The organism is Brachybacterium muris (assembly GCF_016907455.1).
In the GTDB taxonomy this organism is placed as follows: domain Bacteria; phylum Actinomycetota; class Actinomycetes; order Actinomycetales; family Dermabacteraceae; genus Brachybacterium; species Brachybacterium muris.
In genome coordinates, this window is the sequence record NZ_JAFBCB010000001.1 from 3,396,913 (window position 1) to 3,416,699 (window position 19,787).

Genomic DNA, 19,787 nt, shown 5'->3' on the forward strand with positions numbered 1-19,787 from the left:
CGGCGGGAAGGCCCAGGAACCATGCCCACGAAGAACGCTGAACCCACGCACGGCTCGATGCCCACCGGCGACATCGACATCATCACCTTCGGCCGCAGCGGCGTGGACCTCTACCCCCTGGAGATCGACAAGGGCCTGGAGGACATCACCAGCTTCGGCAAGTTCTTGGGCGGTAGCCCCACCAACGTGGCCGTCGCTGCCGCGAGGCTGGGCCACCACCCCGCGGTGATCACCGGCGTGGGCGATGATCCCTTCGGCCGCTACGTGGTCCAGGAGATGGAGCGCCTGGGCGTCTCGGGCCGGTACGTGGTCACCGACCACGAGCTGGCCACCCCCATCACGCTGTGCGAGATCTTCCCGCCGGACAACTTCCCGCTGTACTTCTACCGCCGTCCCAGCGCCCCTGACCTGCAGGTGCGCCCCGAGCACCTGGATCTCGCGGCGATCAAGGCCGTACCGCTGTTCTGGTTCTCCGGCACGGGACTGTCCGAGGAGCCCAGCCGATCGGCGCACTTCGCGGCGCTGGAGGCCCGGGGCCGCACCACGCACACCGTGTTCGACCTGGACTACCGCCCCATGTTCTGGTCCTCCCCCGAGGACGCCCGCGCCCAGTACCGCGAGGCGCTGCAGTACGCCACCGTGGCCGTGGGCAACAAGGAGGAGTGCGAGGTGGCCGTCGGCGAGACGGACCCCGAGCGCGCCGCCGATGCCCTGCTGGAGGCCGGGGTGCAGATCGCGATCGTCAAGCAGGGCCCCAAGGGTGTGCTCGGCAAGACGCGGGATGATCACGTGGTGGTGGCGCCGAACCTGATCCAGGTGATCAACGGCCTGGGCGCCGGCGACAGCTTCGGCGGGTCCCTGTGCCACGGGCTGCTCTCCGGGCAGGACCTGGAGACCGTCCTGACCCGCTGCAATGCCGCCGGCGCGATCGTCACCAGTCGCCTGGAGTGCTCCACCGCCATGCCCACCTCCGAGGAGATCGACCTGCTGCTCGCAGGCGGTGACCCCAACCACGGGCGCACTGTGGACGAGATGCTGGACGCGCTGCGCAATCGCGGCGTGGTGGTCAGCGAGGAGCCCGCCGACGGCCCGGCCGGGCAGGACGCCTGATGAGCGGCTTCGTCTCCACCTACGGGGACATCACCCGGGTGCGGGTGGAGGACCCGGGGCGGTTCGCGCGCCTGGCCGCCGTTCGCAGGCGCCGCACCGTGGCCGACGTGATGGCCGGCGCCGCGCCCAGCTCCAGCGGCACCATGATGATCATCGCCGCCGACCATCCCGCACGCGGCGCCCTCGGGGCAGGCCCCCGACCGGGTGCGATGGCGAGCCGCACCGAGATGCTGGACCGGATGCGCGAGGCGCTCGCCGTGCCCGGGGTGGACGGCGTGCTGGGCACGGCCGATGTGCTGGAGGACCTGCTGCTCCTCGGTGCACTGGAGGACAAGATCGTGTTCGCCTCCATGAACCGCGGGGGCCTGCAGGGCTCCTCCTGGGAGCTCGACGACGGCTTCACCGCCTACGACGCGCCTGCGATCGCTGCGGCCGGTTTCGACGGCGGAAAGATGCTCACCCGCATCGACCTTGGCGACGACCGCACCGCCCGCACCCTCGAGGCCAGTGCCCGCGCCGTGACCGACCTGGCCCGCCACGAGCTGATCGCGATGGTGGAGCCGTTCATCAGCTCCCGTCCCGGCGGCCCCGGCACGCCGGTGGTCAACGACCTCTCCCCCGAGGCCGTGATCCGCTCCATCCACATCGCCCAGGGTCTGGGGGCCACCAGCGCCTACACCTGGCTGAAGCTGCCGGCGGTGGCGGAGATGGAGCGCGTCATGGACGCCACCACCCTGCCCACCGTGATCCTGGGCGGCGACCCCGTGGGCAAGGACCCCGACGCGGTGCGCGCCTCCTGGCAGGCCGCACTGGCCAGGCCCAACGTGCGGGGCCTGGTCGTCGGCCGCACCCTGCTGTACCCGCACCACGACGACGTGACCGCGGCGGTCAGTGCCGCCGTCGAGATGATCCGCTGAGGAGCATCCCATGAGCGACCTGCACCTTCCGGCCGGCTCCACGGCCGACGGCCCCTTCGACACCGTGGTGGACCCCGGAGCCCGTGAGGGCTGGGTCCACACCGGCATCCGGGTGCTGGCCCTGGAGGCCGGTGGCGAGGAGACCTGGGAGGCCGACGGCGTGGAGGTGATGGTGGTGCCGCTGAGCGGCGCCTGCACCGTAGCCGTCGAGGGCGCAGCGGCCGACGGAGCCGGGGCCGAGGGCGCGGCGACCGACGACACCGCGATCGAGGGCGCGGGCGAGTACGAGCTGCGCGGCAGGGCCGACGTGTTCGCGGGCCCCACCGACGTGCTGTACACCCCCGTCGGCTCCCGCCTGCGGATCGCCAGCGCCGACGGCGGACGGTTCGCGCTGGCCACCGCGGTGGCGTCGGCCGCACACCCCGTCGCCCTGATCCGCGCGAAGGACGTGCCGGTGGAGGCCCGCGGCGGCGGGACCATGAGCCGTCAGGTGCGCAACTTCGGCACCGTGGGCTCCTTCGACGCCTGCGACTCGCTGATCGCCTGCGAGGTGATCACCCCGGGCGGCAACTGGTCCAGCTACCCCGCCCACAAGCACGACGAGCACGTCAAGGACCCGGAGCACCCCGAATCGGAACTGGAGGAGATCTACTACTACGAGATCGCCCCCTCCCCCACCGGCACCCCCGGTTTCGGCTTCCACCAGACCACCTCCAGTGGCGAGGGCAAGGAGATCGACATCCTTGCCGAGGTGCGTGCCGGTGACGTGGTGCTGGTGCCGTTCGGCTGGCACGGGCCGTGCGCCGCGGCCCCCGGGCACGACATGTACTACCTGAACGTCATGGCCGGCCCCGGTAAGGAACGGGCCTGGGACATCACCGACCACCCCGACCAGACCTGGGTGCGAGGCACCTGGTGAGAGAGGCACCCATGGAGACCATCGAGCAGTACCTCCCCCGCGAGGTGCGGGTGGGCGTGATCGGCGTGGGCCTGATGGGCGCCGACCACGTGGCCCGCCTGGCCTCGCGCATCAAGGGCGCCCGCGTCAGCGTGGTCACCGACTACCTGCGCGAGAAGGCCCAGGAGATGGCCGACGGCGTGCCCGGCTGCCGCGTGGTGAACACCGCCGAGGAACTGATCGCCGCCGAGGACGTGGACGCCGTGCTGATCGCCAGCCCCGGGACGTTCCACAGGGACCAGGCCATCGCCTGCATCGAGGCCCGCAAGCCGGTGCTGTGCGAGAAGCCGCTGGCGATGAACCCGGAGGACGCCTACGCCGTGGTCCAGGCCGAGGCAGAAGCGCAGAAGGCCACCGGGCGCAGGTTCGTCTCGGTCGGCTTCATGCGCCGCTTCGACGCGGAGTACGCCGAGCTGAAGGACGCGATCGACTCCGGTGAACTGGGGCAGGTCAGCGTGATCAACTGCAAGCACCGCAACGCCACCACCCACCCCGGGTTCGTGGACTCGATGATGGTGTACGACTCCGCCGTGCACGAGATCGACGCGATCCACTACTTCCTGGACGAGGCGATCACCGAGGTGCAGGCGGTGCTGCCCCTGCCCGGGCCGCGCGCCGCCGAGGGCCAGCACGATCCGATGCTGCTGCTGCTGCGCACCTCCTCCGGCAGGATCGTCACCGACGAGCTGTACGTGAACACCGACTCCGGCTACGAGGTGCGCACCGAGGTGCTGGGCTCGGCGGGCATCGCCACCATCGGCATGGGCATCACGCGCGTGACCACTCAGATGGCCGGCGGCACCTGGGGCGGCACCGTGCCGTTCGACTACCGACCGCGCTTCGCAGCGGCCTACGACGCCGAGGTACAGGCCTGGATCGCCGCGGTGCTGGACGGCTCCAACATCGCCCTGCGCTCGGCGACTGCCTGGGACGGGTACCTTGCGGCCGCGACTTGCGAGGCGGCCGAGCAGGCGCTGACGACGCCCGGCTTCGTGCCGGTCACGGCCCGGCCCCGGCCCTGAGAGGAGCACCATGAGATGAGCGCCGTGCTGGACCTTCCCATCGACCGTGCGTCCTCCACCCCGCTGTACCTGCAGCTCGCCGGTGGGATCGAGGCGGCGGTGCGGGACGGGGTGCTCACCCCCGGTTCCCGTCTGGAGAACGAGGTGTCCCTGGCCCAGCGCCTGGGCCTGTCCCGACCCACCGTGCGCCAGGGCATCCAGGAGCTGGTGGACAGGGGCATGCTGGTGCGCAAGCGCGGCGTGGGCACCCAGGTGGTGGACTCCCCCGTCAGCCGCCAGGTGGCGCTGACCTCCCTGTACGACGACCTGGCGCGGGCGGGGAAGCAGCCGCGCACCGAGGTGCTGGAGTACCGGGTGGGTCGCCCCTCCCCCGAGGCCGCCGGACGGCTGCTGCTGGAGCCCGGGGAACTGGTGCTGGAACTGGTGCGACTGCGGTACTCCGGTGAGGAGCCCCTCGCCGTCATGCGCAACACCCTGCCGGAGCGCCTGGCCCCCACCCGGGAGCAGCTGAAGGACCAGGGCCTGTACGCGTGCCTGCGGGAGCGGGGCGTGCGCCTGGCCGTCGCCCACGAGCGCATCGGCGCCACGGTGGCCGACGCCGAGCACGCCGAGATGCTCCGTGAGAAGCCCGGGGCCGCGCTGCTGACCATGGAGCGCAAGCTGTTCGGCAACGACGGCACCGTGATCGAGTACGGCCACCACGTGTACCGCGCCTCCCGCTACAGCTTCGAGGTGACGCTGGTCGAGTAGGGCCCTGTTCCCGACCACCGTCCCACCGCGCCCAGGTCCGCGGCGGATACTGGTGGCGATGCCCTCCGACACCCCGCCCGACCCCCAGCCCGCGGGCGGGGCCTCGCCTGCCGCCCAGGCCTCGCCCGCTGCCCGACCGTCGATCCCGCGCGAGATCATCGTGCTGGTCATCGCGGCGTTCGTGATCGCGATCGGCTTCGGGATCATCGCCCCGGTGCTACCGGCCTACGCCCGCAGCTTCGACGTGGGCGTCACCGCCGCCAGCACCGTCGTCTCCGCCTTCGCGTTCATGCGCCTGGTGTTCGCCCCCACCGGCGGCCGCCTCATCACCCGCTTCGGCGAGCGGCGGATGTACGTGGCGGGCCTGGTGATCGTGGCGCTGTCCACCGGGGCCGCGGCCTTCGCACAGAGCTACCTGCAGCTGCTGGTGATGCGGGGCCTGGGCGGCATCGGCTCCACCCTGTTCACCGTCTCCGCGATGGCGCTGCTGGTGCGGCTCACCCCGCCCGGCGCGCGAGGCCGCGCCTCCTCCCTGTACGGCTCGGCGTTCCTATTCGGCGGGATCCTGGGCCCCGCCCTCGGTTCGCTGCTGGCCGAGTGGGGATACCGGGCGCCGTTCCTGGTGTACGCCGTGGCGCTGCTGATCGCCGCCGCCGTGGTGGCCGTGTTCCTGGCCAGGGCCGACCTGCGCCCCGCCCGCACCGGGCCTGAGGCCCCGCCGCTGCGGGTGCGGGAGGCGTGGGCCGACTCCGCGTTCCGCGCGGTGATCGTGGGGGCGTTCGCCAACGGCTGGGCCAACTTCGGTGCCCGCATGTCCCTGGTGCCGCTGTTCATCGGCTCCATCGCCCACCTCACCGATGCCGTCACCGGCATCGTGATGACCGTGTTCGCCGCCGCCAACGCCGCCTCGCTGCTGGTGGCCGGCCGCCTGGTGGACTCCTGGGGCCGGCGCCCCCTGCTGCTGGGAGGCCTGGTGCTGTGTGCGCTGGGCACCGGGGTGATGGGCCTGGTCCCCACCACCTGGTGGATGTGCGCGACGTCGGTGGTGGCGGGCCTGGGGGCCGGGATGCTGGCCCCGGCCCAGCAGGTGGTGGTGGCCGACGTGGTGGGATCGAACCGCTCCGGCGGCTCCACCCTGGCCGCGTTCCAGATGGCCCAGGACCTCGGCGCGATCCTGGGGCCGGTGGTGACGGGCCTGGTGGCGGCATGGCTCGGGTTCGGGTGGGCGTTCGCCCTGACCGGGGCGATCCTCGCCGTCGGGGCCGTCGCATGGCTGGGCGGGCGGGAGACCCGCGGGGACGCGGTGGACGAGGCGGCCGGGGTGGGGCCGACCAGGCATGGCGGGGGTTCGAGCGCTCCGGGGCCGTCGACCGCCTGACGCGCCCCGCCATCGCCGCCCCGCCTGTGAATCGGGTGGCCTGCCTGCGGTTACGATGCGCGGATGAGACCGTTCCTGCTGCTGGCCACCCGCTTCGAGGACGAGGCCGCCGACGCCGAGTACGAGGCGTTCCGTCGTTTCGCCGGGCTGCGCGAGGAGCAGCTGGTGCGGGTGCGCCTCGAGGCCGCGCCCCTGGAGGAGATCGACCTGGCCGAGTACTCCGGGGTGATCGTGGGCGGCAGCCCCTACAACACCTCGGACCCGGAGGACTCCAAGAGCCCCACCCAGCACCGCGTCGAGCAGGACCTGAAGCGGGTGCTGGACCAGGTGATCGAGCACGACGCGCCGTTCCTGGGCGCCTGCTACGGCGTGGGCACCCTCGGCGTGCACCAGGGCGCGATCGTGGACCGCACCCACGGCGAGCCCGTCGGCGCCGTCACCGTGCGCCTGACCGAGGAGGGCACGCGCGATCCGCTGGTGCAGGCCGCGGGCCTGCCCGAGGAGTTCACCGCCTTCGTCGGCCACAAGGAGGGCATCCGCTCCCTGCCCGAACACGCCGTGTGCCTGGCGGGCTCGGCCACGGCCCCGGTACAGATGTTCCGTGTAGGAACCCGGCAGTACGCCACCCAGTTCCATCCGGAGCTGGACGTGCCCGGCCTGGTGCAGCGGATCCGGATCTACAAGGACGCCGGCTACTTCTCGCCCGACGAGATGGGCACCCTGATCGAGCAGGTGTCGCTGGTGGAGGCGGGCGCCCCGGCCGGGGTGCTGCGCGGCTTCGTGGAACTGTTCGCGCGATGAGCGGGGGAACCGAGATGGCAGGCAGGTTCCATGGCCGACGCGTGCTGGTGGTGGGCGGCGCCCACGGCATCGGCGCGGCCTGCGCGGCCCGCTTCGCCCGTGACGGGGCCCAGGTAGCGGTCGCGGATCTCGACGTCGAGGCCGCGCGCGCCACCGTCGAGAAGCTGGAGGGAAGCGACGCCGGCCAGCACGTCGCGGTGCAGATGGACATGACCGACCGCTCCTCCGTGGACGCGGCCGTGGCCGAGGTGGTGGAGCACCTGGGCGGGCTGGACGTGCTGGCCAATGTGGCTGGCGGCGACGACACCGGCTATCCGCCTTTCGAGGACCTCGATGACGAGACCTGGGCACGGATGCTGGACTGGAACCTGCTGGGCGCGGTGCGCACCATCCGCGCCGCCCTCCCCCATCTGCGCGCCAGCGATCATGGGGCGGTGGTGAGTGTGTCCTCGGTGAACGCACTGATGGCCTTCGGCGGCCCGCCCTACTCCGCGGCAAAGCTCGGCCTGCTCGCGGTGACGAAGAACCTGGCCACCGAGTTCGCGGCCGACGGCATCCGCGTGAACGCCGTGGCCCCCGGGACCGTGCGCACCCGCGTGTGGGGCGAGGACGGCAAGGACTCGGAGCAGATGCGGCACATGTATCCGCTGGGCCGGGTGGGCGAACCGGAGGACATCGCTGCGGCCGTCGCCTTCCTGGCCTCGGACGACGCTTCCTGGATCACCGGCCACACCCTGCCGGTGGACGGCGGTGTGCTGCTGCGCGGGCCCGGGCCGGGCACGCTGGGGTAGGCGCGGGGCGCCGGCGCCGCTGATTTGGGCGTGGTCGATCATGCTGCTGGTCTGGCACGCGGGTTGTCCACATTTCTAGCCCGGGGTGGCTCTGCCCGTGATGTCTAGTTAGTGTGCAAGGGTTCGACCTCCCCTCCGGAAGGCTCCCCATGCATCGTCGGATCCTGGCTCCAGTAGCTGCAGCAACGCTCGCGCTCGGCCTCGTGGCCTGCACCGACACGGGCGGCAGCGGTACCGTGACGACCCCGCCACCCAGCATCAACATCGGTGGCGGCAGCGATGACGGTGGGGCCGAGCCCAGCGACGGCGGTGGCGATACGAGTGATGGTGGGGGTGACTCCACGGTCGCAGCACCCGACATCCCCGCCCCGGATCCGGCCGACTACCCCGGCATGGACCAGAACACCCCCGAGGGTGCTGAGCAGGCGTTCAAGTACTACATCGCGATGATGACTTGGGGGTACCAGACTGGTGAGTACTCGCAGTTCTCAGAACTACATTCGGATTCATGCGAGACTTGCTTGCTGAACGAAGAGAATATTCGCGAGTTCGCTAAGGTCAAAAGGTACTGGGGTCCGACAATAATTGAACCCCTTGGCGCCATCACTGAGGATTCCCCCAACTATGACATTGAAGTAGGGTACATTTTCAGCCTCAGCGAACACACGGAACCGTCGTCCAATGACAATGGAAACGATGTCGAGCCAGAAAAGGAGTACAGCGCAATCGCAGGGATGAACTGGGTAAACGATCGCTGGATCGTCGACTCAATGGACTTTGAGGTCGGCGGTGGGGGGGAGTGACTCGCTGGCCGATCAGAAGCCAGATGCGTAGGCTCCTTAAGTACTTAGCTCTTCCAGTCATTTGCATTTTGACAATTTTCGCAGCAGGTCCAGCAATCGCCGGTTTTGAGGGTCGCGCGGAGCCAGGGGAGTACGAGATTTCCCACGAGACACTGCGCCGTGTTACAGAAGGTGCGCTGATTGATGGATCCAATCGGGGAGTAGCTGGTGGCCAACGCACGAGTTCGACTCCAGGCGACGTTATCGACCGTTGGATCACCCGGAATCGCAAGACGACGGAGTGGGGTGGGAACAACTGCTCCGGTGTAGCGGGTGGTCCGCAGAACTGCATCGCCTCGACCGCCGCGTGCACGACGGGCACGAACTACTCCATCGACGCCGGCGGTGTCGCAGTCCCCCGCGCGACTGCTAGTTCCCGCACTCGTGCGGAGGGTGAGGTGACGATGGAGTCGGTGACGATCGATACCGCCACCGGCACCGAGACCACCAACGGCTACTCCTGCATCACTCCCGGCACGCCGAACGCCGTCACCCCGGAGGGTGAACCGGTCGTCATCACCGTGTCCCGGAGTGACTTCGCTGAGCTCCCGGTTCAGCCTCTGGGTGCGCATGCGGGGCCGGATGAGGGGTGGCTGCCGGTGAACATGGTCAACGTCCTGTACGCCGACCCCGCCACCCAGACCCTGGAGACCGAGCTGCTGGGCGTACCCGTGCAGGTGCGGGCAATCCCGATCGAATACCACTGGGACCTCGGAGACGGCAACACCATCACCACCAAGAAGCCCGGCAAGCCCTACCCCTCCGAGCAGGTCACCGCGACCTACACCCAGGAGGGCTGGTACGACATCACCCTGACCACCACCTTCGCCGGACAGTTCTCCGTCGATGGCGGCCAATGGCAGGACATCGACGGCACCATCGAGATCGCCTCCGACCCCGTCCCCCTGTTCTCCAAGTCCCTCGAATCCAGACTCGTCAATCCCGACATCCCCATCGACGAAGAGAACGATCCCTGGATCCCCGCCCGCACACCCGACACCGAAGGCCCCCGCGACCCCGAAGCCACCCACCGCGAACTCTGAACAGAAAAGGACTCTCCCGGCACGCCGTGACGCATTTCGTCAGTGCATACCGGGAGAGTCACTTTTTCAGGCAGCTCGCTTCACGCCTTTGCGCAGGATCACCGCGCGCAATCAGAGCGCCTTCACTGCGGCGGCGTTGCCCTCCTCGTTCTCCAGGGACACGGCCAGCACCAGCGTGGCGCCATCGGCCACCTCGCCGGTCACCGGCACCGTGATCTCGCGACTGCCGGAACGGATATCGGTCGCGTCGATCGAACCGACGATCGCCTCACCGTCCCACAGGTAGGCACGCAGAGTGCCTCCCTGACGTGCCCGGACCGTCGCCCGCACCCTGCTGCCACGCAGCGTGGCCGACTGGATGCGCAGCGCGCGGGCCCCGAGCGAGGGGTATCCGCCCAGACCCACTCCGTCCTTCGCGGACTGGATGATCGACTGCGGTGACTCCACCGACCGTGCCCCGGTGTCCGGGATGATCGGATCCACCGGTGCCGACGGTGCGTCGTCCAGCTCCGGCAGCTCCAGCACACCCCAACGGTACGGATCGGCCTGCACACCAGGGAAGGTGGACCAGCCGATGCGGGACTGCCCGGTCTTGTCCTGGGTGTCGGAGTCGTACACCACCACGTCGAAACCGATCCCGCGGGGGTCGATCCCATCGGGCAGCTCCGCGAACGGGATGGTGACCTCGATGGTGTACCCGTCGTACGGCTCCCGCACGTGCGAGGCCACCGACACGCTCGGGGCGGTGGTCTCGATCGGCCCCTGGTGCCCGTCGTGGTCGCGCCCCGCGGCGGGACCGGCGAACGACCCGTCGGCCGCGAGGGTCTGCGGCAGCACACCGAGGATGAATGTGGTGGCGGTGTGGTCTGAGTCGCCACGCGGATCGATCATGATCTCGATCGAATCGGTGCGAAAGCGCTGCTTGTTGTCCTCCACCGGCAGCACCGCACCGAGCACGTCGTCCACCACGTGCACGAACACGTGCAGGGCCTCGTCGTCGTAGGTGACCCAGGTGGAGCCCGATGCGTCGGCCGGCTCCACGGGCTGGCCCTCCCACAGGGTGCCGATGTCGATCGGATCGCCCGGGTACTCGTCGGTGCCGCGCTGCGCATCGACCACCACGCCCTCGGAGGGGGAGGCGACCAGGCGGGGCACCAGGTGCAGGCCCTGCTCGCGGGTGGCGGTGACACCGCCGCTGGTGGCGCGCACGTCCAGCGGGTACACCCCGCCGTTCGACGCCCGGTTCGCGGTGGGCAGGGAGGCGTCGGTGTTCTCGATCGTCACCGTGAGCGTCTTCTCCTGACCTGCCGGGATGGCGTCGACAGCAAGGGTGCGTGGGGTGATGGTGATGCCGGGCGGGGAGTCGATCTCCACCTGCGCAGAGCTCGCGGTCGCGGAGTTGTTCCGCACCACCAGCTCGAACTCCTCGGCGAGCCCGGAGCCCAGCGAGCGACGGGTGGGCACCAGGGCGTCCAGGCGCTGCATCCCGAGCTGTTCGGTCCAGTCCAGGAACTGGGCGATCTCCGGGCGGTCGGCGATGCCGGCCTCGACGGGGCCTGCCACCCGCAGTGGCAGCACATTGTGGCCGCTGCCCTTGTTGGTGTGCAGGATGGCGCGCAGCAGCACGGCCTCACCTGTGGGAGCATCCGCGGGCGGGGTGAGGGTGAAGGTGGCGGTCGAGGAGCGCTTGGCCGGGATGGTTCCGATGGAGCCGTTGCCCCTGACGCTCCAGCCGTCGGGCACCTCCAGCTCCACGCGGGCCTTGGGCAGGGCCGACTTCACGGAGCGGGCGGTGACCTCCACGGTGAACGATTCCCCGGGCAGCACGGCGAAGCGGTCGCTGCTGACCTCGAGGCGGGTGCCCAGCGGCAGGCCGCCCTTGATCGGCAGCGTCGCCCCACGCAGGGCGGCCTCGTCACCACTGGTGGGATCGGCCAGCGGGGTGCGGGAGTCGATCAGGGTGAACCAGGCGGTGCGGATCTGCTCCGGGTCCGTGGGCGAGGGCGGGATCGCAGTCCAGCCCTGGGTGGCGTACGTGTGGATCGACTCGTCCAGCAGTTCGCTCCAGCGCTTGCCGTGCTCGCGGCTCTCGGTGCCGTTCCAGGCGCCGAACACCACGTCGCTGGGCACGTCCGGCTTGTAGCCCTGCTCCACGGCATCGGGCCCGTTCGCGCCCTGGCCGTTGGAACCGGAGCGCAGGATCCGGGAGGGCGTGAAGGGTGCCAGGCCCTCGTCGAAGTGCTCGGGGAACACGTCCTCGCGTCCGGCCATCAGGTACGCCTCCACGGCATACATCGCGGCCTGCTGGTGGTTGCCGTGGTTGCCCTCCACGGCCGAGGGGTTCATGGTCACGATGACCTCGGGCCGGGTGGCGCGGATGACCCGGATGATGCGGCTGAGCACGGCGCGGTCGCCCCACACCTGCCGCGACAGGGGCGCGGAGAGGGTGTAGTAGAAGTCCACGGCGTCGAGGTTGAACACATGCTCGATGCCAGCGATGCCCACGGCGGTGCGCTCCTCCGCCTCGCGGATCATGCCCAGCGCCGGTCCTTCCTCCAGGCCCACGGCGTTGCCGCCGCCCTCACCGCGGGTGATGGTGATGACCCCGGCCTGCTGGTCGTGGAACTCGTTCCACTGGCCGAAGGCGGCCAGTGCCCAGGCCTCGTCATCGGGGTGGGCGCCGATGTAGAGGATGTCGAGGTCGACGGTGCCGTCGGCGAGCGCCTGCTCGGCGGGGGTGAGGGCGATGTTGGCGAAGGTGGTGGCGCCGGTGGCCAGGGTGAGCGCGGCGCCTCCGCGCAGCAGGCTGCGGCGGCTGGGCCGGAAGCCGTGGCGCGTATCGGTGGCGGTGGGGTGGGCGGTGCTGGGCTGAGAGTTCATCGGGTCCTCCTCGACCTGTTCTCCTGCGTTCGAGCGTGCTTCCACCGCGTCGCGTGCACGGGTGTGCGAGGGCGGGGCGGTGACGTCTTTCTCGGTCTGCGTGCTCCTCCTTCCGGGGAGGTGTGGTTCCAACCGGGCGACCGTTGGCCCGTATCGGCCCGGAGCGTCGGGTGCCCCGGTCAGTGCTGCCCGGCGTCGGAGCCGAGGGCGAAGGTGCCCTGGGCGCGGCGCCGGCCCAGCACCTGGTGGGTGGGGACCACATCGTCCAGGAAGCAGTAGCCGTCGCGGGTGAACGCGGCGCGCAGGTCCCCGCCATCGGCGGCGGCGCTGAGTGAGCGCCACCAGTCGGTGATGTCGCCCCAGCCGGGGGCGGCGAGCGACCCACCGAACTGCTGCACGGCCAGCGCCGAGCACAGGGAGGCGAACTTCAGTCGCTCCACCAGCGGCCATTCGGCCAGGGTGCCCAGCACCAGGGCAGCGGCGAACACGTCGCCCGCGCCGGTGGTGTCCATGGCGGTCACGGGGACGGCCGGGCAGAAGGCCTCCTCACCGGTGGAGCCATCGATCGCGTAGGAGCCGGCCTCGCCGTCGGTCACCACCGCCAGCGGCACCAGTTCGGCGAGCGCCCGCACGGCCCGGTCGGGGCTGTCGGTGCGGGTGTAGGCCATGGCCTCCACGGCATTGGGGGTGAAGGCGTGGCAGTGCACCAGGGGTGCCAGGTCGCTGCGGTCCCAGCGGCCGGTCTCGTCGAAGCCGATGTCGGCGAACACCTTGGATCCGCCCTGGGCCAGGCCCGCCCACCAGCTGGTCTCCCCGGCCAGGTCCACCACGGCCGCGCGGGCCTTGGGGGCCTTCGCGATCAGTGCCGAGAGGGGTTCGGGCAGGTCGTGGCCGTGGGTGACCATGGCGCGGTCGCCGTGGGCGGCGATGGAGACGGTCAACGGGGAGTGGAAGTCGTCGAAGCGGCGGGAGGCGCTAAGGTCGATGCCTTCCTCGTCGGCCATGGTGTGCCACATCCAGTCGGCGTAGGCGTCGTCCCCGAAGCCGGCCACCAGGCCGGTGCGCAGGCCCAGGCGGGCGGCGGCGGTGGCGAGGTTGGCGATGCCGCCGGGGCTGGAGCCCATGCCCTTGCTCCACAGCTCCTCGCCGGGGTTCGGCAGGCGGTCCAGGCCTGTGAACACGATGTCGAAGAACACGGTGCCCGACAGCAGCACGTCCAGGGGCGGGTCCTGGGGTGTGCGCTTCTCGGCCAGGGGGTCCCAGTCGCCGCAGGGGGCCGACGGGGTGGGCTCGGTGCGCTCGGGCTCGTCGCCGACGGGGCTCGGCTCACTGCCGACCGGGCCCGGCTCGCTGCGGGCGGGCTCAGCGCCGGTCGGGCCCGGTTCGTCGAGCTCGGGATCGGTGAGGTCGGGACGGTCGGGTTCGAGCTGGGTCATGACTTGTTGGCTCCTTCGAGCATGCCGCGGATGAAGTGCCGCTGGAGGAACAGGAACAGGATCACCATCGGCAGCGCCACGATCACGGCGCCGGCCGACAGCAGGGCGATCTCGGAGGTGTACTGGCCCTGGAAGTTGGACAGGCCCAGCGGGGCGGTGCGGCGCTGACCGCTGGGGGTCATCACCAGGGCGATCAGGAACTCGTTCCAGGTCCACATGAACACCAGCACCGTCAGGGTGGTCAGGGCAGGGATCGATGCCGGCACCAGCACCCGGGTCAGGGCCTTCACGGGGCCGGCGCCGTCCAGGGCGGCGGCCTCCAGCAGGCTCTCGGGCATGGAGCGGAACTGGGCGCGCAGCCAGAAGGTGCCGAAGGCGACGGACTGGGCGATCTGCGGCAGGGCGATGGCGAGGTAGGTGTCCGTCAGGCCCAGGCTGCGCAGGTCGAAGAACAGGGGGATCACGGTGGCCTCGGCCGGGATCATGAGCCCCAGAAGGAACAGGTAGAACAGCACCGTGGAGCCGCGGAAGGTCATGGTGCCGAAGGCGTAGCCGGCCAGCACCGACAGCACCAGGGCGCAGCTGACCACGATCGCGGCCACGATCAGGGAGTTCAGCAACGATTCGCCGAAACCGCCGATCTCCCAGGCCTCCACGAAGTTGCCCAGGTGGATGCCGGGGTCGGCGCCGATCTTCGGGGACACGGCGGTGGTGAGGATGGTGAGGATCGGCAGTAGGGCGAACAGGGCGAACAGCGCAAGGACCACGTAGTTCATGGTCGTCTCGGCCTTGGAGACCCTCATGACTCACGCTCCCCGATGCGGGTGACCACCAGGTTGATGGCGAACACCAGGGCGGTCAGCACGATGGCGACGGCGCTGCCCGAGCCCACCTCGCGCAGCTGGAAGGCACGGTCGTACACCTCGTAGCTGGGCACGGTGGTGGCGTTGCCGGGGCCGCCGGAGGTGGTCATATACACCAGGTCGAAGGTCTTCAGCGCCGCGATGATGGTCAGCACCAGGGCCACCACGATCTCCCCGCGCACCGAGGGCAGGGTGATCGCGAAGAACTCCTGGAAGGGACCGGCGCCGTCCAGGCGGGCCGCCTCGAACTGCTCATCGGGGATGCGGCTCATGCCGGCCAGCAGCAGCAGCATCACCAGTCCCATCTGCAGCCAGGTGCCGATGAAGCCCACCGCCGGCAGGGCCGCGCCCGGGTCGCCCAGCCAGCCGCGGGCCAGGGAGTCCAGTCCCAGCGACCGCAGGGCCTGGTTCAACGGGCCGCTGGGGGCGTAGATGTGGCGCCATGCCACGGCCACCACCACCAGGGCGATCACCTGGGGCAGGAAGATCACGGTGCGGAAGAAGCCCATGCCGCGCACCTGCCCGCGGCGCAGGATCGCCGCCAGCACCAGCCCCACGATCAGCGGCAGCACGGCGTAGAAGAAGATCAGCACCAGGGCGTTGACGATGGCGGCCCGGAAGTCCGGGTCCGAGGCCAGGTCGATGTAGTTGTCCAGGCCCACGAAGGTGGAGGCCCCGAAGCCGGACCACTCGTACAGGGAGAACTGGGCGGCCCGGATCAGCGGGTACAGGGAGAACGCCCCGTACACCAGGAACGCCGGCAGGATGAACAGGTACGGGGTCCAGCGCCCGCGCACCACGGCCGACGGGGGCCCGCCGGCACGCGTAGTGCGTCGGCCCCTGCCGCCGGGCCCGCCGGCATCACCTGGCCCGTCGGGCCCGGAGGCGTCGGAACCTTCCCGGGCGGCCCGGGCACCAGCGATGGCGGTCATGTCAGCCCTCGGAGGTGAAGTCGCCGTAGTCGGTCTGGAGCTGCTCGGCGGCGGCGGCCGGCTCGGCCTGGCCCCCGATGACCTGCTGCAGGGTGGAGCCGGCGGTGTCGGCGAACGACGGGGTGGCGTAGTCCAGGTACGGCAGCAGCACACCCTCGGTGGAGACCGCGTCGAAGGCCTCGTAGATGTCCTTGTTGACGCCGCTGTCCGGGGCCAGCTCCGCGGTGCGGTTCACGGGCATGCCGCCGTTCTCGGCGATCAGCTCCATCGCCGTGTCGCTGGTGATGTAGTCGATGAACGCGGCGGCCGCATCGGCGTTCGCTGCGTTGGCGGGGATGGCGAAGGGCAGGCCGGTGCCGCCGGTGGTGGCCACCTTGCCGTCGGCGCCGGGGGGCGGGGCCATGAAGCGGAGGTCCTCCCCCATCACGCCCTCCATGTCCGGGCCCAGCCAGGAGCCGCCGATCAGCAGCACGCCGGAGCCCTCGGTGAACTCGGGCCAGGCGGTGTCGTAGGCGAGGCCGTTCGGGGAATCGCCCAGCGCCCCGCCGGTGCCCCATTCGGCGAGCTTGGTGAGGGCCTCGACGTTGGCGTCGCTGGTCCACTCGGCGCCCGCGTTGCCCATGCCAAGGGTGATGATCTCCTCGCTGGGGACGAAGTTGGCCTGCAGGGGGCCGAACACGTGCAGGGCCGGCCACTGCTCGAGGTTGCCCAGCTTGATGGGCAGCTCGTCGGCGTCCAGGGCCGTCTGCACCAGGGCGAACAGCTCGTCCCAGGTGGTGGGGGGCTCCACGCCCAGCTGCTCGAGCTTGGAGGCGGAGTAGTAGATGCCGCACACCTCGCCGGTCTGCGGCAGGCCCCACAGGGACCCCTCACCGAAGGTGACGCCGTCCGGGGAGTACATCATCTTGCCGAGCACGGACTCGCTGAAGCGGTCGGTCCAGCCGTAGGCCTCGGCGTAGCCGGTGAGGTCGGTGAGCTGCCCGGCCTCCACGAAGGTGCCCATGTCGCCGCGGGCGTTGTTGACCTGGAGCACGTCGGGCACGTCATTGCCCGACAGGGCCAGGCCCGTCTGCTGCTGGAGGTCGTCGAAGGACTGCGAGACCCGCTCGATGGTGATGTTGGGGTACTCGTCCTGGAAGCTCTCGATGAGGGCCTCGATGGCGTCGTTCTGGGCGCCGCGCACCTCCTGGTCCCACATCAGCAGGGTGAGGTCGCCCATCGCCGCGGGATCGGTCTCGATATCGCCGGCCGACGGGCCGGAGCCACCCCCGTCGCTGCCGTTGCCGGTGCCGCCGCCCTGGTCGGAGCCGGGGGCGCAGGCGGCCAGCAGGCCGATCCCACTGATGCCGCCGAGGGCGGCGCTGGTGTTGAGGAAGGTGCGGCGGCGCATGGTGTCCTCCTGGACGGTGAGACAGCGGCTGGACTCTGGGACAGCGGCGGTGCTGCCTGGGTCGGTCGTACAGACGTTCAGCTGTGTCGTCGGGGTTGTGACGTGGACGACCATCGTCGCACAATCTGCACAGACCTGCACCCTTGTGCGCGACTTTGCGCGATGCTGCGCGGAATTGCGCGCGCGGTGCTAGCCTGCGGTCATGCTGGTCGAGGAGCGTCACGCAGGCATCCTGACCGCCGTGCGCCGTCAGGGATCCGCCACGGTGGGCCAGCTCAGCGCCCAACTGGAGGTCTCCGAGGCCACCATCCGCCGTGACCTGGTCCAGCTCGCCGAGGACGGCCTGCTGCGGCGCGTGCGCGGCGGCGCCTGCACCCTGCGCGGCAGCGTGCGCCCCGAACCCGATGCCCGCCCCTTCGAGCACGTGGCCGCCAGCGCCCCGGAGTCCAAGCGCCTGATCGCCGAGCGCGCCGTGGGGCTGATCGGCGAGGGCGAGGTGATCGCCCTGGACATCGGCACCACCGTGGCCGCCATGTGCCCGCTGCTGCGCAGCCGCTCCCTCACCGTGGTCACCGCCTCCCTCGCGGTAGTGCGGGCCCTGGCCGACGCCCCCGGAATCGACATCCTGGTCCTCGGCGGGCTGCTGCGCCCCAACTACCAGTCGATGGTGGGCACCCTGACCGAATCGGCCCTGCGGCAGGTGCGCGTGGATGCCGCGTTCCTGGGCACCTCCGGCGTGCGGGCCGACGGCACCGTGCTGGACTCCACCCCCAGCGAGGTGCCCGTCAAGCGCGGGCTGCTGGAGGTGAGCGCCCGCGCCTATCTGCTGGCCGACCACGAGAAGTTCCCCGGCTCCGGCTTCCTGGAGGTGGCGCCGCTGTCCCGGTTCACCGGGCTGGTCACCGACCGGGCCGTCAGCACCGATCAACTCTCACTGCCTGACGACGAGGATCTGGAGGTCCTGCTGCCATGAAGCTCACCATCCTGGGCGGGGGCGGATTCCGCGTGCCCCTGGTGTACGAAGCGGTCGCCACCGGCGCCACCGGTCTCACCGTGGACGAGGTGGCCCTGTACGACATCGACGCAGAGCGCCTGGCCACCATTACCGCCGTGATCGAGGGGCTGGGTGAGGAGTTGCAGGCCAGTGGTCGCGTGGGCGGGCGCGCGGCCGGCGGCGAGGGTGACGGCGATGGCGGGTTTGGCGGCGCCGGCGAGCTGCCGAAGCTCACGGTCACCACCGACCTGCGCGAAGCCGTGGCCGGCGCCGACTTCGTGTTCAGCGCCGTACGGGTGGGCGGCGCCGAGGCCCGCACCATCGACGAGCGGGTGGCGCTGAACCTGGGCCTGCTGGGCCAGGAGACCATCGGCCCCGGGGGCCTCGCCTACGCGCTGCGCACCATCCCTGTGGCGCTCGAGATCGCCCGCGCCGTGGCCGAGGGGGCCCCGGGGGCGTGGGTCATCAACTTCACCAACCCCGCCGGGATCGTCACCCAGGCGATGCGCACCGTGCTGGGCGACCGCGTGGTGGGGATCTGCGACACCCCCATCGGGCTGGTGCGCCGCGTGGGCCGCCTGCTGGACGTGGACCTGGTGGCCGGTAACAAGGGGGCCGACGGGCAGGCCGCGCAGGTCGACTACGTGGGGCTGAACCACCTGGGCTGGTTGCGCTCCGTGGTGGTGGACGGCGAGGACCGCCTGCCGGGGCTGCTGGCCGACGACGCCGCGCTCGAGGAGATCGAGGAGGCGCGGCTGATCGGCAAGGACTGGGTGCGGGCCGACGGCGCCCTGCCCAACGAGTACCTGTACTACTACCTGCACACCTCCGCCGCGATCGACCGGATCACCGCGGCGGCCACCACCCGCGGGGAGTTCCTGGCCAAGCAGCAGGGGGACTTCTACGCCGCGGGGGTCGAGGCGGCCGGGGCGGAGCGGGACAGCGAGGCGTGCTGTTCCTCGCCGTTGGACCTGTGGCGCGAGACCCTGCACCAGCGCGAGGCGACGTACATGGCCGAGTCCCGTGACGAGGAGCGTCGCGAGGAGGACGTGGCCGGCGGCGGCTACCAGGAGGTGGCGCTGCGCCTGATGACCGCGATCGCCACCGGGCGGCCCGAGCGGATGATCCTGGACGTGGGCAACATCGGTGCCGGCCGCGAGGACGCTCCCGCCTCCGAGCGGATCGTGCCGGAGCTGCCGGCCGAGACGGTGCTGGAGGTGCTGTGCGTGGTGGACGGCGACGGGGTGCACCCGCTGCCGGTGGCACCCGTGGAGCTGGGCCGACTGGGCATGATGGCCGCACTGCGCTCCTCGGAGCGGCTGATCATGGAGGCCGCCGTGACCGGGTCCCGCGATGCCGCCTGGCGCGGCTTCGCGACGCACCCGCTGGTGAGTTCGCCGGAGCTGGGGCGTCTGCTGCTGGAGGGATACGAGGCGGGGCACCCGCAGATCGCGGAGCTGTTCGCGCGAGGTTGAGCGGGGCTGAGATGGACTGAGTTGGGCTGGGGCTGGGGCTGGGGCTGGGTCGCGAAACACCGGTTCGGGGGTTGCGAACGTCCGGGCAGAGGTACCGCGAACGTCCGGTCTGGACGCCGCGAATGTCCGGCGCGAGGCTCGCGAACGTCCGGCCAGGGTGTCGCGAACGTCCGGCAAGACCTGTCGCGAAACGCCGGTCACGACT

The 19,787-nt window shown here is 70.8% G+C and carries 17 protein-coding genes; 12 read left to right on the plus strand and 5 right to left on the minus strand.

The features are described 5' to 3' along the window. Window positions 1-21 precede the first annotated feature (21 nt). The 10 genes from iolC (at window position 22) to JOD52_RS15780 (ending at window position 9,612) form a co-directional block, all read left to right on the plus strand. Complete coding sequence (gene iolC, locus JOD52_RS15735; RefSeq protein ID WP_239551936.1) at window positions 22-1,110, plus strand: 5-dehydro-2-deoxygluconokinase; 1,089 nt, start codon at window positions 22-24, stop codon at window positions 1,108-1,110. Next, the gene (locus tag JOD52_RS15740; RefSeq protein WP_204411072.1) at window positions 1,110-2,027 is read left to right on the plus strand and encodes a Cgl0159 family (beta/alpha)8-fold protein; all 918 of its coding nucleotides are present in this window, start codon (window positions 1,110-1,112) and stop codon (window positions 2,025-2,027) included. Before iolC ends, JOD52_RS15740 begins: the two co-directional genes overlap by 1 nt. Window positions 2,028-2,037: 10 nt before the next feature. Beyond that, window positions 2,038-2,946, plus strand: a complete 909-nt coding sequence (gene iolB, locus JOD52_RS15745; protein WP_204411074.1) for a 5-deoxy-glucuronate isomerase — start codon at window positions 2,038-2,040, stop codon at window positions 2,944-2,946. An 11-nt stretch (window positions 2,947-2,957) separates the two neighbouring features. After that, the gene (locus JOD52_RS15750) at window positions 2,958-4,007 is read left to right on the plus strand and encodes a Gfo/Idh/MocA family protein (RefSeq protein ID WP_204411076.1); all 1,050 of its coding nucleotides are present in this window, start codon (window positions 2,958-2,960) and stop codon (window positions 4,005-4,007) included. 15 nt (window positions 4,008-4,022) lie between these two features. After that, window positions 4,023-4,757, plus strand: coding sequence for a GntR family transcriptional regulator (locus JOD52_RS15755; RefSeq protein WP_204411078.1), 735 nt, complete (start codon window positions 4,023-4,025; stop codon window positions 4,755-4,757). Window positions 4,758-4,815: 58 nt separating this feature from the next. Continuing rightward, complete coding sequence (locus tag JOD52_RS15760; RefSeq protein WP_204411080.1) at window positions 4,816-6,135, plus strand: MFS transporter; 1,320 nt, start codon at window positions 4,816-4,818, stop codon at window positions 6,133-6,135. A 63-nt stretch (window positions 6,136-6,198) separates the two neighbouring features. Continuing rightward, the gene (locus JOD52_RS15765; protein WP_204411082.1) at window positions 6,199-6,936 is read left to right on the plus strand and encodes a glutamine amidotransferase; all 738 of its coding nucleotides are present in this window, start codon (window positions 6,199-6,201) and stop codon (window positions 6,934-6,936) included. Further along, complete coding sequence (locus tag JOD52_RS15770) at window positions 6,933-7,727, plus strand: SDR family NAD(P)-dependent oxidoreductase (RefSeq protein WP_204411084.1); 795 nt, start codon at window positions 6,933-6,935, stop codon at window positions 7,725-7,727. The genes JOD52_RS15765 and JOD52_RS15770 overlap by 4 nt, the downstream gene beginning before the upstream one ends. Before the next feature lie 149 nt (window positions 7,728-7,876). Then, window positions 7,877-8,530, plus strand: a complete 654-nt coding sequence (locus tag JOD52_RS15775; RefSeq protein WP_204411086.1) for a DUF6318 family protein — start codon at window positions 7,877-7,879, stop codon at window positions 8,528-8,530. Window positions 8,531-8,973: 443 nt separating this feature from the next. Next, a complete protein-coding gene (locus tag JOD52_RS15780) occupies window positions 8,974-9,612 on the plus strand; it encodes a PKD domain-containing protein (RefSeq protein WP_204411087.1) in 639 nt (212 codons plus the stop codon). Window positions 9,613-9,723: 111 nt separating this feature from the next. On the opposite strand, the gene JOD52_RS15785 is transcribed toward JOD52_RS15780, so the two are convergent. The 5 genes from JOD52_RS15785 to JOD52_RS15805 all read right to left on the minus strand — a co-directional run bounded on the left by JOD52_RS15785 (window position 9,724) and on the right by JOD52_RS15805 (window position 17,113). After that, on the minus strand, window positions 9,724-12,492 hold the full coding sequence (locus JOD52_RS15785; protein ID WP_204411089.1) for a sugar-binding protein: 2,769 nt from the start codon (window positions 12,490-12,492) through the stop codon (window positions 9,724-9,726). A gap of 179 nt (window positions 12,493-12,671) precedes the next feature. Beyond that, complete coding sequence (locus JOD52_RS15790) at window positions 12,672-13,928, minus strand: carbohydrate kinase family protein (protein WP_204411091.1); 1,257 nt, start codon at window positions 13,926-13,928, stop codon at window positions 12,672-12,674. Continuing rightward, window positions 13,925-14,731, minus strand: a complete 807-nt coding sequence (locus JOD52_RS15795; protein ID WP_204411093.1) for a carbohydrate ABC transporter permease — start codon at window positions 14,729-14,731, stop codon at window positions 13,925-13,927. Before JOD52_RS15795 ends, JOD52_RS15790 begins: the two co-directional genes overlap by 4 nt. Then, entirely contained in the window at window positions 14,728-15,723 is a 996-nt protein-coding gene (locus tag JOD52_RS15800; RefSeq protein WP_239551937.1) for a carbohydrate ABC transporter permease, read from the minus strand. Before JOD52_RS15800 ends, JOD52_RS15795 begins: the two co-directional genes overlap by 4 nt. A gap of 1 nt (window position 15,724) precedes the next feature. Next, the gene (locus JOD52_RS15805) at window positions 15,725-17,113 is read right to left on the minus strand and encodes an ABC transporter substrate-binding protein (RefSeq protein WP_204411095.1); all 1,389 of its coding nucleotides are present in this window, start codon (window positions 17,111-17,113) and stop codon (window positions 15,725-15,727) included. A gap of 202 nt (window positions 17,114-17,315) precedes the next feature. On the opposite strand from JOD52_RS15805, the gene JOD52_RS15810 reads away from it, so the two are divergent. Next, the gene (locus JOD52_RS15810; protein ID WP_017823457.1) at window positions 17,316-18,086 is read left to right on the plus strand and encodes a DeoR/GlpR family DNA-binding transcription regulator; all 771 of its coding nucleotides are present in this window, start codon (window positions 17,316-17,318) and stop codon (window positions 18,084-18,086) included. Next, window positions 18,083-19,582 (plus strand): family 4 glycosyl hydrolase, encoded by a 1,500-nt coding sequence (locus JOD52_RS15815; RefSeq protein ID WP_204411097.1) that lies wholly within the window; start codon window positions 18,083-18,085, stop codon window positions 19,580-19,582. The genes JOD52_RS15810 and JOD52_RS15815 overlap by 4 nt, the downstream gene beginning before the upstream one ends. Window positions 19,583-19,787 lie beyond the last annotated feature (205 nt).

Bases quoted from the DNA above. Each gene is read 5' to 3' on its own strand.
- iolC (WP_239551936.1), top strand. From the start codon at position 22: ATGCCCACGAAGAACGCTGAACCCACGCACGGCTCGATGCCCACCGGC.
- JOD52_RS15740 (WP_204411072.1), top strand. From the start codon at position 1,110: ATGAGCGGCTTCGTCTCCACCTACGGGGACATCACCCGGGTGCGGGTG.
- iolB (WP_204411074.1), top strand. From the start codon at position 2,038: ATGAGCGACCTGCACCTTCCGGCCGGCTCCACGGCCGACGGCCCCTTC.
- JOD52_RS15750 (WP_204411076.1), top strand. From the start codon at position 2,958: ATGGAGACCATCGAGCAGTACCTCCCCCGCGAGGTGCGGGTGGGCGTG.
- JOD52_RS15755 (WP_204411078.1), top strand. From the start codon at position 4,023: ATGAGCGCCGTGCTGGACCTTCCCATCGACCGTGCGTCCTCCACCCCG.
- JOD52_RS15760 (WP_204411080.1), top strand. From the start codon at position 4,816: ATGCCCTCCGACACCCCGCCCGACCCCCAGCCCGCGGGCGGGGCCTCG.
- JOD52_RS15765 (WP_204411082.1), top strand. From the start codon at position 6,199: ATGAGACCGTTCCTGCTGCTGGCCACCCGCTTCGAGGACGAGGCCGCC.
- JOD52_RS15770 (WP_204411084.1), top strand. From the start codon at position 6,933: ATGAGCGGGGGAACCGAGATGGCAGGCAGGTTCCATGGCCGACGCGTG.
- JOD52_RS15775 (WP_204411086.1), top strand. From the start codon at position 7,877: ATGCATCGTCGGATCCTGGCTCCAGTAGCTGCAGCAACGCTCGCGCTC.
- JOD52_RS15780 (WP_204411087.1), top strand. From the start codon at position 8,974: ATGGAGTCGGTGACGATCGATACCGCCACCGGCACCGAGACCACCAAC.
- JOD52_RS15785 (WP_204411089.1), bottom strand. From the start codon at position 12,492: ATGAACTCTCAGCCCAGCACCGCCCACCCCACCGCCACCGATACGCGC.
- JOD52_RS15790 (WP_204411091.1), bottom strand. From the start codon at position 13,928: ATGACCCAGCTCGAACCCGACCGTCCCGACCTCACCGATCCCGAGCTC.
- JOD52_RS15795 (WP_204411093.1), bottom strand. From the start codon at position 14,731: ATGAGGGTCTCCAAGGCCGAGACGACCATGAACTACGTGGTCCTTGCG.
- JOD52_RS15800 (WP_239551937.1), bottom strand. From the start codon at position 15,723: ATGACCGCCATCGCTGGTGCCCGGGCCGCCCGGGAAGGTTCCGACGCC.
- JOD52_RS15805 (WP_204411095.1), bottom strand. From the start codon at position 17,113: ATGCGCCGCCGCACCTTCCTCAACACCAGCGCCGCCCTCGGCGGCATC.
- JOD52_RS15810 (WP_017823457.1), top strand. From the start codon at position 17,316: ATGCTGGTCGAGGAGCGTCACGCAGGCATCCTGACCGCCGTGCGCCGT.
- JOD52_RS15815 (WP_204411097.1), top strand. From the start codon at position 18,083: ATGAAGCTCACCATCCTGGGCGGGGGCGGATTCCGCGTGCCCCTGGTG.